Below are 15,784 nucleotides of genomic sequence, written 5' to 3'. Positions count from 1 at the left end.
TTGATCCAGACAGTTTCCGCCGCCGCCCACCGCCGCGGCCTTTTCATCACCGGCATTGGCGGCCTTGCACTGTCGTTCGACATTCCGCTGATCCGCTCGGCGGAGGGTGAGGTCTGGTCGCTGCTGGCCGTGCGCAGCCTTTGCACCTTTTCGGTTGCGATTGTCGCATGGCTGGTGCTCAATCGGATTTTCGGCAAGAAGATTGCGCTGGTGCCCGGCAGAGCGGGGCTTGTCGCGGGTCTGTTTTACGGACTGGGCTCCATCACCTTCCTTGTGTCAGTCTTCAACACGGCAACGGCCAACGTGGTGTTCATCGTCGCCTTCACGCCGATGTTTGCAGCCGCGCTGTCCTGGGTTTTCCTCGCGGAACGCCCTGCCAATGCAACGCTTGTTACCATGGCGGCGATGGTCGGCGGCGTCGGCATCATCGTTCAGGACGGACTGGCGAGCGGCAATTTTGCCGGCGACGCCATGGCAGTCTGCTCGGCGCTGCTGCTTGCCTCCGCGATTACCGTCAGCCGCGCCTCCGGCCGCGACATGGGGCTGGTGCCGCTGGCCACAGCCATCTTTCCATGCGTGATCGGTTATCTCCTGTCACCCGGATCAGGGCTTGAGATCGCCCACCCCGGCTGGATCATCTTCGACGGGCTGGTGATGATCCCACTCGCCTTCTTCTGCCTCGCCACCGGGCCTCGTTATCTTTCGGCCCCGGAAGTCGGCATGTTCTACCTGCTGGAAACGATCCTGGCACCAATCTGGGTCTGGATCGTCTTCATGGAAGTTCCGACCGTGCAGACGCTGGCCGGCGGTGCGGTGTTGATTGTGGCCCTGGTCGGACATTCGGCGTGGCAAATGCGGCAACGATCAGCGGTTTCTGTCGCGCCGCCGCTTCATTGAGAATAATTGCACTGAAGATTGCCTGATGTTATAACGCGATTATAACATCGGAGACTATTCCATGCATCTTACAATTCGCAAAATCGGCAACTCCGAAGGCATCATCATCCCGAAGGAAGTCCTTGACCGTCTCGGGCTGAAGGCTGGCGATGAGTTTCAATTGAAGGAAACCGGGAGCACGCTTGAGCTCGCCCCCCAAAAGGATGACCTTGCAGAACAATTGCGAGCAGCCAGGATCGGCATGAAAAAGTATCATATTGCGCTGCGTGAACTGGCGAAATGACCTCAACAAAGTGGCTGTCGCGCGATGCAATTGAGATCATTCATCAAGAACAAATCCTGGAGCATGGAGGCTTGCCAGGTCTCAAGGATGCAAACGCACTCGAATCCGCCTTGGCTCAGCCAATGAATAAAGCGGCCTACGGTGAGGACGATATCCACGTTCTCGCTGCGGCTTACCTTTACGGCATTGTTCGAAACCACGGCTTTTCCGATGGCAACAAGAGGACGGGCTGGCTTGCAGCTTTTACCTTTCTGCTGATCAATGGCCTGCTTATCGAAGCGGAACAAGCAGACGTTATCGCCTTTGTTCTATCTGTCGCCGCCGGAGAAATTGATGAATTGGGCGCGGCACAATTTCTGCGGGATTACACCGTCCCATTCGATCTATGGCGGACGTAAATCTCCCGAATGCATCCGTCTCTCGTCACCCCGTAAACTTCCCGCTCCTCGGAAAGCCCTTCGGCACCGCCCTGCCCGCCGTTGCGCGATCGCCCAGCCATTCGATCAGTTCGTCCTTGGTCTTCACAAAACTGCGGCCGGCGCTATCGGCCCATGTCAGGCCATCGGCGATGGCAAAGCAGCGGATGTCCGAAACGCCGCCATCCTTGTAGCGCTGCAGGCGCACGCCCTTGCCGCGACCCATCTCCGGAATTTGCGCTAGCGGGAAAACCAGCATCTTGCGGTTTTCACCCACGATCGCGACGTGGTCGCCCTTGACCGGGATGACCAGCTTGGCCTCGTCCGGCATGGCGACGTTCATGATCTGCTTGCCCTTGCGGGTATTTGCGACCATGTCGGCCTCCGGAACCACAAAGCCATTGCCTGCGGCCGAGGAGATCAGAAGCTTGCGTTGGGGATCGTGGACGAAGGCCGTGAGCACATCCTGATCATTTTCCATATCCACGATAATACGGAGCGGTTCCCCATGCCCGCGTCCGCCCGGCAGTTTGTCGCCCCCCAGCGTATAGGCTTTTCCACCCGTGGTCACGATTACGATTCGATCCGTGGTCGATGCCGGGAAGAACAGCTTCAGCCCGTCGCCTTCCTTGAACTGTAGCGTCTTGACGTCCGAAATATGGCCCTTCAGCGCGCGCACCCAGCCCTTTTCCGAGATGACGACAGTGATCGGTTCCTTTTCGATCATCGCCTGCTGGATCGCCTCGAGATCGGCTTCCGGCGCATTCGAGAACAGGGTGCGGCGGCGGCCGAGTTCGGTGGCCTTGGCGAATTTCTTCTTCACCTCGCCGATTTCCCAGGCGACCGTCTGCCACTGCTTCTCGTCCGAAGCGAGCAGCGTTTCGATCTCCGCCTTTTCCTTCGACAGCGCGTCGAATTCGGTTCGGATCTCGAACTCCTCCAGCTTGCGCAGCGAGCGCAGGCGCATGTTGAGGATCGATTCGGCTTGCAGGTCGGTGAGCTTGAACCTCGCCATCAGGGCCGGCTTGGGCTCGTCCTCCTCGCGGATGATGCGAATGACCTCATCGAGATTGAGATAGGCGATCAGATAGCCGCCGAGAATTTCCAGACGGCGATCGATCGCCGCCAGACGAAACCGCGAGCGGCGCTGCAGCACCTCGCGGCGATGGGCGAGCCATTCCGACAGAACCTCGTTCAGCGCCATCACGCGCGGCACTCGGCCCATGGAAAGCACATTCATGTTCAGCGGAAAGCGGTTTTCGAGTTCCGACAGCTTGAACAGGGATTCCATCAGGATGGTCGGATCAACCGAACGGCTCTTGGGCACCAGAACCAGACGGACATCTTCCGCCGATTCGTCGCGGACGTCCTCGAGCAGCGGCAGCTTGCGGGCAATGAGAAGCTCGGCAATCTTTTCGATCAGACGCGACTTCTGGACCTGAAATGGAATTTCCGTGACGATGATCTGGTAGCCACCGCGACCGGTGTCCTCGACCTCCCATTTGGCGCGCACCCGGAAACCGCCGCGGCCGGTCTTGTAGGCCTCTATGATGCTTTCACGGCTGTCTATGATGATGCCGCCCGTGGGAAGATCGGGGCCTTCGATACCGCCACGCTCAGGATTGTTCGGGTCGAGCATCAGATCTTCGACGGACGCACCCGGATTCTTGATCAGGTGGAGGGCGGCGTCACAGAGTTCATGGGCATTGTGCGGCGGAATGGACGTGGCCATGCCCACGGCAATGCCCGAAGCGCCGTTGGCGAGCAGGTTCGGGAAGGCGCCGGGCAGGACGACCGGCTCCTGGTCCTCCTCGTTGTAGGTCGGCCGGAAGTCAACGGCGTCCTGTTCGATGCCATCCAGCAACAGGGCAGCGACGTCGGTCATCCGGGCCTCGGTGTACCGATAGGCGGCTGCGCTGTCGCCGTCGATATTGCCGAAATTTCCCTGTCCGTCGACAATCGGGTAACGCTGCGAGAAATCCTGGGCCAGACGCACCAGCGCGTCATAGACGGACTGATCGCCATGCGGGTGGAACTTACCGATGACATCGCCGACGATGCGGGCGCATTTCTTGAAGGCCGAGTTCGGGCGGATGCCCATCTCGCTCATGGCGTGAATGATGCGACGATGGACGGGCTTAAGACCGTCGCGAACGTCCGGCAGAGCGCGGTGCATGATGGTCGACAGGGCATAGGCAAGATAGCGCTCTTCCAGCGCCGCCTTGAGGTCTACCGGCTGAATGTGGTCGTCTCCGCCCGATGGCGGCAAAAGGCTTTGTCCCATGGGTTCTTGCTACCCCAAGAAGCCCGCAACAGCAAGGATTGCAGGGCATTGCGCTGTGGAGAACCGCTTTTCGCACAGCAGAGCATAGAACGGTCAGTTCGACATTTTTCAGCTCCGTTCGATCGAATGTGTGTCGATCCGGCAATACCCGCCACATCACCGAGAGCAAACAGCCTGGCAGATGAAAAGCAGGCAACGGATAGGGTTCGGAAAAGCTTTCGAATATATTTCGGCCGCAATCCGTATTAGAAGTGCATTTGAAACCAATCGCCGTGAACCAAGGACCCCTTCGTATGATGATCCACCGCAACTTCCGTCTGATGCTCGCAAGCGTAGCGCTCATCGGTCTTTCCAGCCCGGCCTTTGCGCTCGACGGCGCGGATCTCGTTGCCAAGCTCAATGCTGCCTATGCGGCAAACGGCGCCACGATCGCCTATGACAACGTAGCTGTCGATGGCTCGACCGTCACGCTTTCGGGCGTCAGTGTGAAACCGACCGCCAACCCCGGCAATCCCCTGAAAATCGGCGAAGTCACCCTGGAAGGCGTCGAGGAGACGGATGGCGGCGGTTACTATGTCGAGACGGTAACCCTGCCGGACGTCGATGCGAAGGACGCGGAGGTCGAGGTCAAGGCAAGCGGCATCACGATGGGCGGGCTGACCATCCCCGGCAATCCGGCTGGAAACACGATCAACGACATCATACTTTACGAAACCGCCGGGTCCGGCCCGATCACGGTGTCTTTGAAGGGCAAACAGGTGTTTTCGATGGAAAGCTCCGAAGCCAATCTGACCAAGCAGGAAAGCGACGCCGGCTTTGATTTCGACGCAAGCTTCTCCGGCATCAAGGCGGATCTGTCCGGTATCGAGGACGCCAAGGCCAAGGACGCAATCGCCAAGCTCGGCCTGACGACGCTAGACGGCGAAATGACCATGAAGGGCAGCTGGGAGATCGCTTCGGGCAATGTTTCGCTGGAGGAGTATGCCTTCGACTTCGCGAATGTCGGCCGTCTTGCCCTGGGCTTTGACTTTTCGGGCTATACGCTGGACTTCGTGAAGGCTGTTCAGGAGGCGACCAACAGTGCTGCAGCCAATCCCAACAAGGAGGAGGCCAACCAGGCCATGGGCATGGCCATGATGGGCCTGATGCAGCAGCTGACGTTCAACAGCGCCTCCATCCGCTTCGATGACGCAACGATCACCAAGAAAGTGCTGGATTATATCGGCGCCCAGCAGGGTGTTTCCGGCGACCAGCTTGCTCAGTCCTTGAAGGGAATGGTGCCCTTGATGATGGCGCAGCTCAATGTGCCGGAACTGCAGAACCAGGTCTCGACCGCGGTCAACAGCTATCTGGATGCGCCGAAAAGCCTGACGATCAGCGCCGAGCCTGCAAAACCGGTTCCTTTTCCGATGATCGTCGGCGCCGCAATGGGCGCTCCGAACACGGTGCCTAGCGTGCTTGGCGTCAAGGTAACCGCGAACGACTGACCGGCACGACACCTATGCATGCAAAACGGCCGCGGCAAAATCAATTGGCGCGGCCGTTTTCGTATCGTTCGATGCTCTATCGTTCGGTTACTCTAGAATCTCAATGACCTGTCGCGTCTGCGGATCGACAATGACACGCCGTTCGTTGACGACCGTATAGGCATAATTGCCATTGCCATCGATCACACGGGTCTCGACGGATTGCGGCAGGACTTCACCGATCAGCACATCGCCTTCATAGGGCACTGACTGGACGTTTTGCTCCAGAACATAAGTGCGGACTTCGCCGGGAACCTCGACAACCGTCGTCGTGGACGGCACCACCGTGGTTGTCGAGGGCTGGGTCACGATGACGTCTTGCGCTTGAGCAGACGCGGATAAGGTGAGTAGAGCCGCGGTCGCGGCGAGAAGAATAGGGCGCATGTCTGTCTCCTTGCATTGTCTTCGCCAGACAACACAAGGAGGACGGAAAGGTTCCGGGGCTCAGTCCTTCTTTGGCGCCATCGGTATCACCCGCAATGCGAGTTCGCGCAACTGCGCGGGCGTGGCCGGCGACGGGGCGCCCATCAGCAGGTCCTGCGCCTGCTGGTTCATCGGGAAGATCGAGATTTCGCGCAGGTTCTTTGCGCCGACGAGCAGCATGATGACGCGATCGACACCGGCCGCCATGCCGCCATGCGGCGGAGCGCCATACTGGAAGGCGCGGTAAAGGCCGCCGAACTGTTCCTCGACCTCCTGCGCCGACTTGCCGGTCAGCTCGAACGCCTTGACCATCACCTCGGGCAACTGGTTACGGATTGAGCCGGAGGCAATTTCGAAGCCGTTGCAGACGAGGTCGTACTGATAGGCCTTGAGCGACAGGGGGTCCGGACCATTCAGCCCTTCAAGGCCGCCCTGCGGCATGGAGAAGGGGTTGTGGGCGAAATCGATGCGCTTTTCGTCATCAAGCCACTCGTAGAACGGGAAGTCGATGATCCAGCACAGTTCGAACCGGTCGCGGTCGACGAGGTTCAGTTCCTCGCCGGCGCGGGTGCGGGCCTCGCCCGCGAACTTGTAGAATTTTGCCGGATCGCCAGCGACGAAGAAACAGGCATCGCCGACGTCGAGACCGAGCTGGATACGCAAGGCCTCGGTCCGCTCCGGGCCGATGTTCTTGGCAAGCGGGCCGGAGCCGGCGGTCGTGCCGTCCTCTTCCGTCCGCCAGAAAATATAGCCGAGACCCGGCTGGCCGGTCGATTGCGCCCAGGCGTTCATGCGGTCGCAGAAGGCGCGCGAGCCGCCGGTCTTGGCCGGGATCGCCCAGACCTCGACCTTCGGATCGCGTTCGATCATGCCCGCGAAAACCTTGAAGCCGGAACCGGCAAAATGTTCGGTGACGGCCTGCATCTCGATCGGGTTGCGCAGGTCCGGCTTGTCGGAGCCATAGGTTCGGATGGCGGTGTCGTAGGGAATGCGACGGAACTCCTGCGTCACCGGCTTGCCTTCGGCAAACTGCTCGAAGACGCCGCGCATGACGGGCTCCATCGTGTTCCAGACATCCTCCTGGGTGACGAAGCTCATTTCGAGATCGAGCTGGTAGAATTCGCCCGGCAGGCGGTCGGCGCGGGGGTCTTCGTCGCGGAAGCAGGGTGCAATCTGGAAGTAGCGGTCGAAACCGGCGACCATCAGCAACTGCTTGTACTGCTGCGGCGCTTGCGGCAGGGCGAAGAACTTGCCTTCATGGATGCGCGACGGCACGAGGAAGTCGCGCGCGCCTTCCGGTGAAGAGGCCGTGAGAATCGGCGTCGAATATTCGGCAAAGCCGATGGCGTTCATGCGGGCGCGCATATCGGCGATGATCTGGGTGCGCTTGACGATATTCCTGTGCAGGGTTTCGCGGCGCAGGTCGAGGAAGCGGTATTTCAGGCGCACGTCCTCGGGATAGTCCGGCTCGCCGAACACCGGCAGCGGCAATTCCTTGGCAGCGGAGAGTACTTCGATCTCCTGCGCATAAAGCTCGATCTCGCCGGTCGCCATCTGCTTGTTGACCGTCTCGTCCGAACGCGCCTTGACGGTGCCGTCGATGCGGATCACCCATTCGCCGCGCACGGTCTCCGCCGCCTTGAAGGCGGGCGAATCCGGATCGACGACGATCTGCGTCATGCCATAATGATCACGAAGGTCGATGAACAGCAGGCCGCCATGATCGCGGACGCGGTGAACCCAGCCGGACAGGCGAACGGTCTGGCCAACATCGGCCTTGCCAAGAGCGGCGCAAGTGTGGCTGCGGTAACGATGCATCATATTATCCTGGAACAATGGGTGGCGCGCAGCCACGCCGAAGCGCGCTGCGGCAGCGTCAAAATCGGGCGGAAAAGCGCATGGCGGGGCCGATTTGTCAAGGCCGGGACTGTTGCAGACGCCATAGAAGAATCTTGCGAGACGCACAACGCCTTTCAATAACGCTCTGGACACAATGCTCATGAGAAATCCGACGCGGGGCCTTGCGTCGTGTTAGCGGCGTCTCTGTGTATTGAACATTTCGAAGGTTTTATATGTAAAATTATAAGCTGCGTATGCAAATTGGACGCCGTCCATCGTGGGCGCTGCAGTAAATACGAACCGACAGCAGAGCAGAAGCCATGACCGCCTCAGCAAGCCATCCGATCAGGACCAGGCAAGAAGACCTCTCGTTTTCCCGCGAGCAGCTGTATTTCATTCTCGCCGCCTTGCCGGACCCGGCGTTCATTCTCACGCGAAGCGGCCGCTATGCCGCAATTTTTGGCGGGTCGGACCACCGCTATTACCATGACGGCAGTTCCCTGATAGGCCAGAGCATATTCGATGTGCTCAACCTGGAAAAGGCACGCTGGTTTTCGACGGAGATCGGCAAGGCGCTCCTGTCACGGCAATTGCACATCGTCGAATACAGCCTTGCCGGCAGCGACGTGAAGGGTCTGGAAACCACCGGACCGGATCAGCCCATATGGTTCGAAGGACGCATTCAGGCGCTCGATTTCACCGTTGACGGAGAGGATGCCGTCGTCTGGGTCGCCAGCAACATCACGGAAAAGAACGCCGTCGAAAAGCAGTTGCGCGAGATGAGCGAAACGGACGCCCTCACCGGCCTGTTCAACCGCCGCCGACTTCTGGACGCATTGCATCTGCAATTCGACCTTTTCCGCCGCGATCATATTCCCTCCTGCGTCCTGATGTTCGACATCGACAACTTCAAACGGGTCAATGATGATCTCGGCCATCCGATGGGCGACCGTTTCCTGACGACGATCGCCGAGGCCTGCCGGACACACCTGCCCGTGGCCAATGTGCTGGCACGCCACGGCGGAGACGAATTTGTCGTGCTCATGCCGGCCACCCGAATGGAACAGGGGCTCCCCAATGCCAACCGACTGCGCCTGCGCATCACCGCCGAGATCGGACAGGCGCTCGGCCACCGCGTTACGATCAGCGGCGGTCTCAGCGAATTCCTTCTGACGGACGAATCGAGTGACGATATCCTGAAACGGGCCGATGATGGTCTCTACCGGTCCAAGCGCGGCGGCCGCAATCGGATCAGTGCCATGTGATGCTCTTCGGCACGTGTTTGCCGAAAAGCGGGTGAGCGTCGCGACGCGATGCAAATTTGGCGGAAGCCGGGCTGGTTCCGGCGCTGTGACGGGTCTAAGAGATCGCTGACCATCCTGTCTGGCGCTTGAGTCGCCGCAACGGATTTCGCCGTCCTATGTCCCAGATCCGCCCTCTCATCCCTCTTCTCATTACTGCCGGTATTCTGATCGGTGGCAACGGCCTGCAGGGGACGTATATCTCGCTGCGCGCGCTGCAGGAGGGGTTTTCGACCTCGCTGATCGGGCTTGTCGGCACGGGCTACAATATCGGCTTTGCCATCGGCTGCATCTATGTGACGCGCATCCTGCGCTCCATCGGTCATATCAGGACGTTTTCGGCCATGGCGGCGATCGCGTCCGCCGCGTCCATCGCAATGGTGCTCTGGATCGATCCCTGGTTCTGGTTTTTGATGCGGCTCATCGCCGGACTGTGTTTTGCCAGCCTCTTTGCGACGGTGGAAAGCTGGCTGAACGCGCGGGTAACGAATGCCAATCGAGCGCGCACCCTGTCGATCTACCGGCTTGTCGATCTCGGCTCTGTCACCGCCGCGCAATATCTGATCCCGACCGTCGGCATCGAAGGATTCCAGCTGTTTGCCATCGTCTCCATGGCGCTGACGCTGTCGCTGGTGCCGATTTCCTTTGCCGACCGGTCCAGCCCCGGCGCGCCGGAGGCGATCAAGTTCGATATCAGGGCGCTGTGGAACATCTCGCCGCTTGCCACTGTCGGCTGCATCGTCGTGGGCCTGACGAACTCGACGTTCCGGTCGCTGGGGCCGATCTATGCCGAGGGCATCGGCCTGTCGATCACGGCGATCGCCACCTTCATGAGCGTCGGCATCATCGGCGGCGTGGTCCTGCAATATCCGCTCGGGCTCTATTCCGACCGGCTGGACCGGCGGCTGGTCATCCTGTTTGCCACGTTCGGCTCCCTGCTCGCCGGCCTCTACCTCGCCTTTTTCGCGGGCAGCGACGCATGGGCCAATTTTGTCGGCATCTTCATTTTCGGCGCCTTTGCCATGCCGCTCTACTCGCTCTGCTCGGCCCACGCCAACGACCATGCCGCCGAAGGACAGCACGCGCTCGTCTCGGCCGGCATGCTGTTCTTCTGGTCGATCGGCGCCATCATCGGGCCGCTGTTCGCGTCCGTCATGCTCGACATTTTCGGGCCGCAAGCGCTGTTCATCTACACCGCCGCCGTGCTTCTCGGCTTCATGGTCTACACCCTGCAGCGCATGATGGCACGCGGCGCAGTACCGGCGGGGGAGCGTTCGATGCGGTTTCGCAATTTGTTGCGCACCTCCTCCTTCTTCAACAAGCTCGCGGCCTCACCCGGTGATGAAAAGAAGCCCTGACGCGACAGGGCAGCCTGCGGCAAGATGCGCGGGCGTAGCAATTGCTGAATAGCGGGTTCAAGCTTAAAAGACGGCATCGCAACAGCGGGAGCCATCCATGTCCGCCATCCGCCGCCGCACGTTTCTGACGGGATCGGCCACCGCCGCAGCCTGCTTCTCGCTCGGCGCTGGGCTCGCCGCGCGCAACGGCCTGGCGGCGCCGGTCCCGGCCGTGCTCACCACGCGATTCATCAACAGGCATATCGCTGCGGGAGCCGTGACCCGCAAGCTGATGACCTATACGCTCGGCATTCCTGCCGAGGGCGACGTTCCCCCGGTTCTGCGCATGCGCAAGGGCGAGCCCTTCGCGGCCCGGCTGGTAAACGGCCTTGACGAACCGACGACAGTGCACTGGCACGGTTTGCGCATTCCCAATGCCATGGACGGCGTGCCGGAGATGACGCAGGCTTACGTCTATGCCGGGGACAGCTTCGACTATGCGTTCACGCCGCCGGATGCCGGTACCTTCTGGTATCACCCGCACTGCAACACGCTGACGCAGATGGGGCATGGACTGACCGGCGTCATCGTCGTGGAGGATCCGGCCGATCCGCTTTTCGATGCCGAGATCGTGCTTAACCTCCGCGATTGGCGGCTGGGGAAAGACGGCGCTTTCCTTGCACCCTTCAAACCCCGCGACGCGGCCCGCGGCGGAACCTACGGCACGGTTCGCACCGCCAACTGGCTTGAGGCGCCGGCCCATGACGCGCCCGCTGGCGGCCTCGTGCGCCTGCGTCTCGCCGCGACCGACGTCACGCGCATCTATACTGTCGGTATTGATGGCGCGGCTGCGATGGTGATCGCGCTTGACGGCAACCCGGTGGAGATACCCACTCCGCTCGACCGGCTCGATTTCGGTCCGGGCCAGCGCGCCGAACTTGTCCTGCGCATGCCCGATACCGAGGGCGCGGTGGTGACGCTCGGCAACTTCCGGGGCTCGACGCCGTGGACGATCGCGACGCTGCGGGCGACCGGCCAGTCGCTGAAGCGTGACATTCGCGATGTCAGCCCACTGCCTGCCAATCCCGTCGCCGAGGCCGATCTGTCCACGGCCGAACGCATTCCCCTCGATTTCACGGCCACGGCGGAGCATGCGCCGTCGCCCAGCATCTGCGGCACGATCGGTTATACGTTCTGGGCGATCAACAAGGTGCCGTGGCCGGGCGACACGCCCGATCCGGTGGCACCGCTCTCAGAGTTGAAACTTGGACGAAGCTATGTGCTTCAGGTCCGCAACCGTACGCCGCACGCCCATCCGATCCATCTGCACGGCCTGAGCTTCCGGGTGATCTCCTCGAACAGGCGCGCGATTCTACCGCCGCCGACTGACACGATCTTGTTGCTTCCGGACGAGCAGGCCGAACTTGCTTTGGTAGCCGACAATCCCGGCGACTGGCTGCTCCATTGCCATATCATCGAGCATCAGAAGACGGGGATGACGGGATATTTCCGGATCGCCTGAGCGTTTTTCGATTGTGACCCTTGGCATGAAGGGATACATCGGAAGAAAATGAGGCCGCATTTCCGCCACAGTGATTGAAGTTTGATGATTGAAACAACAGCCGAACTTGCCGCAGCCTGCGAAACGCTGGCCAAGGGGCAGTATCTGACGATCGATACGGAATTTTTGCGCGAGACGACCTTCTGGCCGCAGCTCTGCCTGATCCAGATGGCCGGGCCGGAGATTGCCGTGATCGTCGATCCTTTGGCGAAGAACATCGATCTCTCGCCCTTCTTCGAACTCATGGCCAATACCGCCGTGACGAAAGTGTTTCACGCTGCCCGGCAAGACATTGAAATCATCTACAATCTCGGCAGGCTGATCCCGCATCCGATCTTCGACACGCAGGTCGCGGCCATGGTCTGCGGCTTCGGCGACAGCGTGTCCTACGACCAGTTGGTCAGCCGCATCAAGAACGTGCATATCGACAAATCCTCGCGCTTCACCGACTGGAGCCGGCGGCCGCTCTCCGAAAAGCAGCTGGATTACGCGCTCGCCGACGTCACGCATCTGCGCGATGTCTACCTGCATCTGAAGGCAGAGCTTGAGCGCGAAGGCCGCTCGCTCTGGCTGACGGAGGAAATGGCCATTCTGGAGGCCACGGAAACCTACGACATCCATCCGGACGACGCTTGGCAGCGTCTGAAGATGCGCTTGAAAAAGCCGGTGGAACTCGCCGTCCTTCAGAAGGTCGCCGCCTGGCGCGAGCGCGAGGCCCGCAATCGCAACGTGCCGCGCGGTCGCATTATCAAAGACGACGGGCTCTACGAGATCGCCCAGCAACAGCCGAAGGATGCAGAGGCCCTGTCACGTCTGCGCACGATCCCCAAGGGCTGGGAACGCTCGACCGCAGGGACGGCGATCATCGAGGCCGTCAACGCCGCACTTGAGATGCCGAAATCCGAGATGCCGAAAATGCCGCGCCAAAGCCAGTCGCCAGAGGGCGCTGCCGCTGCCATCGAACTGCTCAAGGTGCTTCTGAAGCTGATTGCCGAGAAGCAGGGGGTCGCCGCCAAGATCATCGCCAATTCCGAAGATCTGGAACGAATCGCGTCGGAAGGCGCAAAGGCCGATGTCGGCGCCCTGAAGGGCTGGCGCCTCGAACTGTTCGGCGATACGGCGCTGAAGCTCATCAATGGCGACGTAGCCTTGCGATTCGTCGATCGCAAAATCGAGGCCGTGGAGCTCTGATTGCCGTAAGGCGGCAATTTTGACCTGTCGCAATCTTTGTCAATAATTTTCTGTCCTGCCTGGGCATGGGCAGGTTCAAGTACGTGAAATCACTTGACGCTTGGCAGTGAAGTGGAACAATGCGCACAGCACCACAAACAACCGGGCGTCATGAGAGAGATATCCGCTACCGAGAACTGGCTGATGATCACGCTCGGCATGGCGCTGAGCGGTGTGATCTACAGTCTCGTTGTTTATCCCGATGAGCCCGTCATCATCGGCGCTATCTTCGCCGTGTTCATGGGCGTGCCGCTGATTGCGTTCGAACGCCGGATCTTCCTTCGCGGGCTTTACCGGCGGATCGAGCGCTTTCCCACGCTCGGCTTCGTTGTCTCCAGCCTCGTCATCTTCGAAATCCTGATGAGCATCGGCTACGCGCTTGCGGCCATCCTGCTCTCGTCGCTGAAGATGCTCAAGTCCTCGTCGCTGGCCGACACCCTCGTCATGCCACTCAACGTTTTCCTTTACGCGCTGGCCGTCTGCGGGCTGATCATTTTCGTCCTGCGCGTGCGGGACCTGCTCGGCAGGGATGTCTTCACGAGCATGCTGACCAGCCGGTATCGAAAGCCGGTTCGGGAAGAACGCATCTTTCTGTTCATCGATCTCGCCGATTCCACGCCGTTTGCGGAGAAACATGGAGACCTGCGCGCGCAGCAATTCCTGAAAGCCCTGTTCGCAGCCTTTGCGGAGCCGGTGCGCCGATACAAAGGAGCCATCGACGATTATGTCGGCGACGCCGCGATCATCACCTGGCCGATGGAACGCGGCCTGAAACATGCGCGCTGCATCCGCTGCGTCTTCGACATTCTGCAGGACATCGAGGCGAATGCGGAGGCATGGCGGAAAAACTTCGGCCAGGTTCCGCGCCTGCGGGCGGCATTGCACGGGGGCTTCATCATTACCGCCGAAATCGGTGTAGACCGTCACAAGATCGCGTATTTCGGTGACACCGTGAACACGACGGCAAGACTGGAAGCTCTTTGCAGATCCTTGAAGCGTCCGGTGTTGATATCGACGGAGCTTGCCCAGCGCGTCGCGATGCCGGGCACCATCACAACGGAAGACCTCGGCCCCCATGCGGTCAAGGGGCGCGGGCAGATGCTCGGCGTCATGGCGCTTGCGCTGACGACCGGGGCCAAGACGGCCGTTCCCTTCGACTTGCGGATTCCGGCCGAATAGCGGCCCTGCGCCAGGAACCGTCACCAAAGCTTCATCCCGGCGTCAAGTCACCGACATCAATGCCCTGCTAAGCGGAACGTCTCGAACACACCGCTCGAATGGAAACATGATGAAAAAATCTCTCTTTGCCTCCGTCGCACTCGGACTCCTGATGACATCCGGCGCTTTCGCCGCAGATACCGTCTTCCCGGCCAAATTGGCGGCGCATGCCGTCCTGCCGGCGAACACCATCATCGCTGCACCGGCCGATTCGTCCGACTATCTCAAGACCTCCGGCAAGTTCACGACCGCAGACCGCAAGCGGGCCGATGGGCTCGGCACGGTGCCCGGCAAGGACGGCGTTCGCCTGACCGGTCTGTCGCTGCCTTTCGATGGCCAGCCAATGCAGGGCTTTTCCGGCATCAAGACCATGCCGGACGGTACCTTCTGGAGCATGTCGGACAATGGCTTCGGGTCCAAGCTGAATTCTTCGGACACCATGCTGATGCTGCACAACATCAGGATCGACTGGGACGGCGGCAAGGTCGAGGCTCTGAAGACTGTCTTTCTGTCCGACCCGGACAAGAAGGCACCCTTCCCCATCGTTATGGAAGGCGCTGCCAAGCGCTACCTGACGGGGGCAGATTTCGACGTCGAATCGATCCAGCCCGTTGCCGACGGCTTCTGGGTCGGCGAGGAATTCGGTCCCTATATCCTGAAATTCGACCTCGACGGAAAGCTGACGGACGTGATTGCGACCACCGTCAACGAGAAGGCCGTGATGTCGCCCGACAACCCGACGCTGACTGTCCAGGCAGATCCCTCCAAGCCGATGCCGACGCTCAATATCAAGCGTTCCGGCGGCTACGAGGGCCTGGCACTGTCTAAGGACGGAACCAAGCTTTACGGCCTGTTGGAAGGTCCGATCTGGACGGATGCCGAAAATGTCGAGCAGGCCGAAGGCCGCCCGGCGCTGCGCATCGTCGAACTCGATGTCGCATCGAAGGCCTGGACCGGTCGCAGCTGGCTCTATCCGCTTGCTGAAGGCGGCGAGGCGATCGGCGACTTCAACATGCTGGATGACAAGACCGCGCTGGTGATCGAGCGCGACAACGGTGCCGGCACTGTCGACAAGGCCTGCGCCAACCCGAAGGAGCCGAAGGCGGATTGCTTTGCCGTCGGCTCGAAGGTGAAGCGCGTCTACAAGATCGAAATGACCGACGCGAATGCCGGCAAAGCCGTGCGCAAGATCGGCTATATCGATCTCCTGAAGATCGCCGATCCCGACAACAAGAAGCGCCAGGGCGGCGGCGAAGGTTTTTACGACATGCCCTTCGTCACCATCGAGAATGTCGACCGCATCGATGATACCCACATCATCGTCGGCAACGACAACAATCTTCCCTTCTCTGCCGGCCGCGCCCTCGACAAGGCAGACGACAATGAATTCGTTTTGCTCGAAGTCGGCGAATTCCTGAACGCGAAATAAGGACCACGCTTGAAAAAGGCCCCCGCGAAAGATCCGCGGG

Annotated in this window: 13 protein-coding genes; 10 read left to right on the top strand and 3 right to left on the bottom strand. The window is 60.5% G+C overall.

Annotated features, from left to right (window positions below):
• From PY308_RS08750 to PY308_RS08740, 3 genes are all read left to right on the top strand, one after another.
• A complete protein-coding gene (locus PY308_RS08750) occupies positions 1 to 897 on the top strand; it encodes a DMT family transporter (RefSeq protein WP_434064217.1) in 897 nt (298 codons plus the stop codon).
• 61 nt (positions 898 to 958) lie between these two features.
• The gene (locus PY308_RS08745) at positions 959 to 1,180 is read left to right on the top strand and encodes an AbrB/MazE/SpoVT family DNA-binding domain-containing protein (RefSeq protein ID WP_275790271.1); all 222 of its coding nucleotides are present in this window, start codon (positions 959 to 961) and stop codon (positions 1,178 to 1,180) included.
• On the top strand, positions 1,177 to 1,578 hold the full coding sequence (locus tag PY308_RS08740) for a type II toxin-antitoxin system death-on-curing family toxin (protein ID WP_275790269.1): 402 nt from the start codon (positions 1,177 to 1,179) through the stop codon (positions 1,576 to 1,578). Before PY308_RS08745 ends, PY308_RS08740 begins: the two co-directional genes overlap by 4 nt.
• Positions 1,579 to 1,603: 25 nt before the next feature.
• Here PY308_RS08740 and parC read toward each other — a convergent pair whose 3' ends face one another.
• On the bottom strand, positions 1,604 to 3,880 hold the full coding sequence (gene parC / locus PY308_RS08735) for a DNA topoisomerase IV subunit A (protein WP_275790268.1): 2,277 nt from the start codon (positions 3,878 to 3,880) through the stop codon (positions 1,604 to 1,606).
• 296 nt (positions 3,881 to 4,176) lie between these two features.
• Here parC and PY308_RS08730 point away from each other — a divergent pair, with 296 nt between their 5' ends.
• Complete coding sequence (locus PY308_RS08730) at positions 4,177 to 5,367, top strand: aq_1923 C-terminal domain (protein ID WP_434064249.1); 1,191 nt, start codon at positions 4,177 to 4,179, stop codon at positions 5,365 to 5,367.
• 87 nt (positions 5,368 to 5,454) lie between these two features.
• Here the strand turns inward: PY308_RS08730 and PY308_RS08725 are convergent, their stop codons facing one another.
• A complete protein-coding gene (locus tag PY308_RS08725) occupies positions 5,455 to 5,790 on the bottom strand; it encodes a DUF1236 domain-containing protein (RefSeq protein ID WP_275790263.1) in 336 nt (111 codons plus the stop codon).
• A 60-nt stretch (positions 5,791 to 5,850) separates the two neighbouring features.
• The gene (aspS, locus tag PY308_RS08720) at positions 5,851 to 7,647 is read right to left on the bottom strand and encodes an aspartate--tRNA ligase (protein ID WP_275791067.1); all 1,797 of its coding nucleotides are present in this window, start codon (positions 7,645 to 7,647) and stop codon (positions 5,851 to 5,853) included.
• A 341-nt stretch (positions 7,648 to 7,988) separates the two neighbouring features.
• On the opposite strand from aspS, the gene PY308_RS08715 reads away from it, so the two are divergent.
• The 6 genes from PY308_RS08715 (at position 7,989) to PY308_RS08690 (ending at position 15,744) form a co-directional block, all read left to right on the top strand.
• Positions 7,989 to 8,933, top strand: coding sequence for a GGDEF domain-containing protein (locus PY308_RS08715; protein WP_275790260.1), 945 nt, complete (start codon positions 7,989 to 7,991; stop codon positions 8,931 to 8,933).
• A gap of 155 nt (positions 8,934 to 9,088) precedes the next feature.
• Complete coding sequence (locus PY308_RS08710; RefSeq protein WP_275790258.1) at positions 9,089 to 10,327, top strand: MFS transporter; 1,239 nt, start codon at positions 9,089 to 9,091, stop codon at positions 10,325 to 10,327.
• Positions 10,328 to 10,424: 97 nt separating this feature from the next.
• Complete coding sequence (locus PY308_RS08705) at positions 10,425 to 11,828, top strand: multicopper oxidase family protein (RefSeq protein ID WP_275790255.1); 1,404 nt, start codon at positions 10,425 to 10,427, stop codon at positions 11,826 to 11,828.
• A gap of 84 nt (positions 11,829 to 11,912) precedes the next feature.
• Positions 11,913 to 13,058: a ribonuclease D gene (gene rnd / locus PY308_RS08700; protein WP_275790253.1), complete on the top strand. Its 1,146-nt coding sequence runs from the start codon at positions 11,913 to 11,915 to the stop codon at positions 13,056 to 13,058.
• A 150-nt stretch (positions 13,059 to 13,208) separates the two neighbouring features.
• Positions 13,209 to 14,276, top strand: coding sequence for an adenylate/guanylate cyclase domain-containing protein (locus PY308_RS08695; protein ID WP_275791066.1), 1,068 nt, complete (start codon positions 13,209 to 13,211; stop codon positions 14,274 to 14,276).
• 109 nt (positions 14,277 to 14,385) lie between these two features.
• Entirely contained in the window at positions 14,386 to 15,744 is a 1,359-nt protein-coding gene (locus PY308_RS08690) for an esterase-like activity of phytase family protein (protein WP_275790252.1), read from the top strand.
• The last annotated feature ends 40 nt before the right edge of the window (positions 15,745 to 15,784 follow it).

This window comes from Pararhizobium gei (assembly GCF_029223885.1).
GTDB lineage: Bacteria > Pseudomonadota > Alphaproteobacteria > Rhizobiales > Rhizobiaceae > Pararhizobium > Pararhizobium gei.
Note: the sequence above shows the minus strand (reverse complement) of the source record. Positions and strands in the feature narration are given on the sequence as shown.

Coding starts and splice junctions, on each gene's coding strand:
- aspS (WP_275791067.1), bottom strand. CDS start 7,647: ATGCATCGTTACCGCAGCCACACTTGCGCCGCTCTTGGCAAGGCCGAT.
- PY308_RS08740 (WP_275790269.1), top strand. CDS start 1,177: ATGACCTCAACAAAGTGGCTGTCGCGCGATGCAATTGAGATCATTCAT.
- parC (WP_275790268.1), bottom strand. CDS start 3,880: ATGGGACAAAGCCTTTTGCCGCCATCGGGCGGAGACGACCACATTCAG.
- PY308_RS08710 (WP_275790258.1), top strand. CDS start 9,089: ATGTCCCAGATCCGCCCTCTCATCCCTCTTCTCATTACTGCCGGTATT.
- PY308_RS08705 (WP_275790255.1), top strand. CDS start 10,425: ATGTCCGCCATCCGCCGCCGCACGTTTCTGACGGGATCGGCCACCGCC.
- rnd (WP_275790253.1), top strand. CDS start 11,913: ATGATTGAAACAACAGCCGAACTTGCCGCAGCCTGCGAAACGCTGGCC.
- PY308_RS08730 (WP_434064249.1), top strand. CDS start 4,177: ATGATCCACCGCAACTTCCGTCTGATGCTCGCAAGCGTAGCGCTCATC.
- PY308_RS08745 (WP_275790271.1), top strand. CDS start 959: ATGCATCTTACAATTCGCAAAATCGGCAACTCCGAAGGCATCATCATC.
- PY308_RS08715 (WP_275790260.1), top strand. CDS start 7,989: ATGACCGCCTCAGCAAGCCATCCGATCAGGACCAGGCAAGAAGACCTC.
- PY308_RS08695 (WP_275791066.1), top strand. CDS start 13,209: ATGAGAGAGATATCCGCTACCGAGAACTGGCTGATGATCACGCTCGGC.
- PY308_RS08725 (WP_275790263.1), bottom strand. CDS start 5,790: ATGCGCCCTATTCTTCTCGCCGCGACCGCGGCTCTACTCACCTTATCC.
- PY308_RS08690 (WP_275790252.1), top strand. CDS start 14,386: ATGAAAAAATCTCTCTTTGCCTCCGTCGCACTCGGACTCCTGATGACA.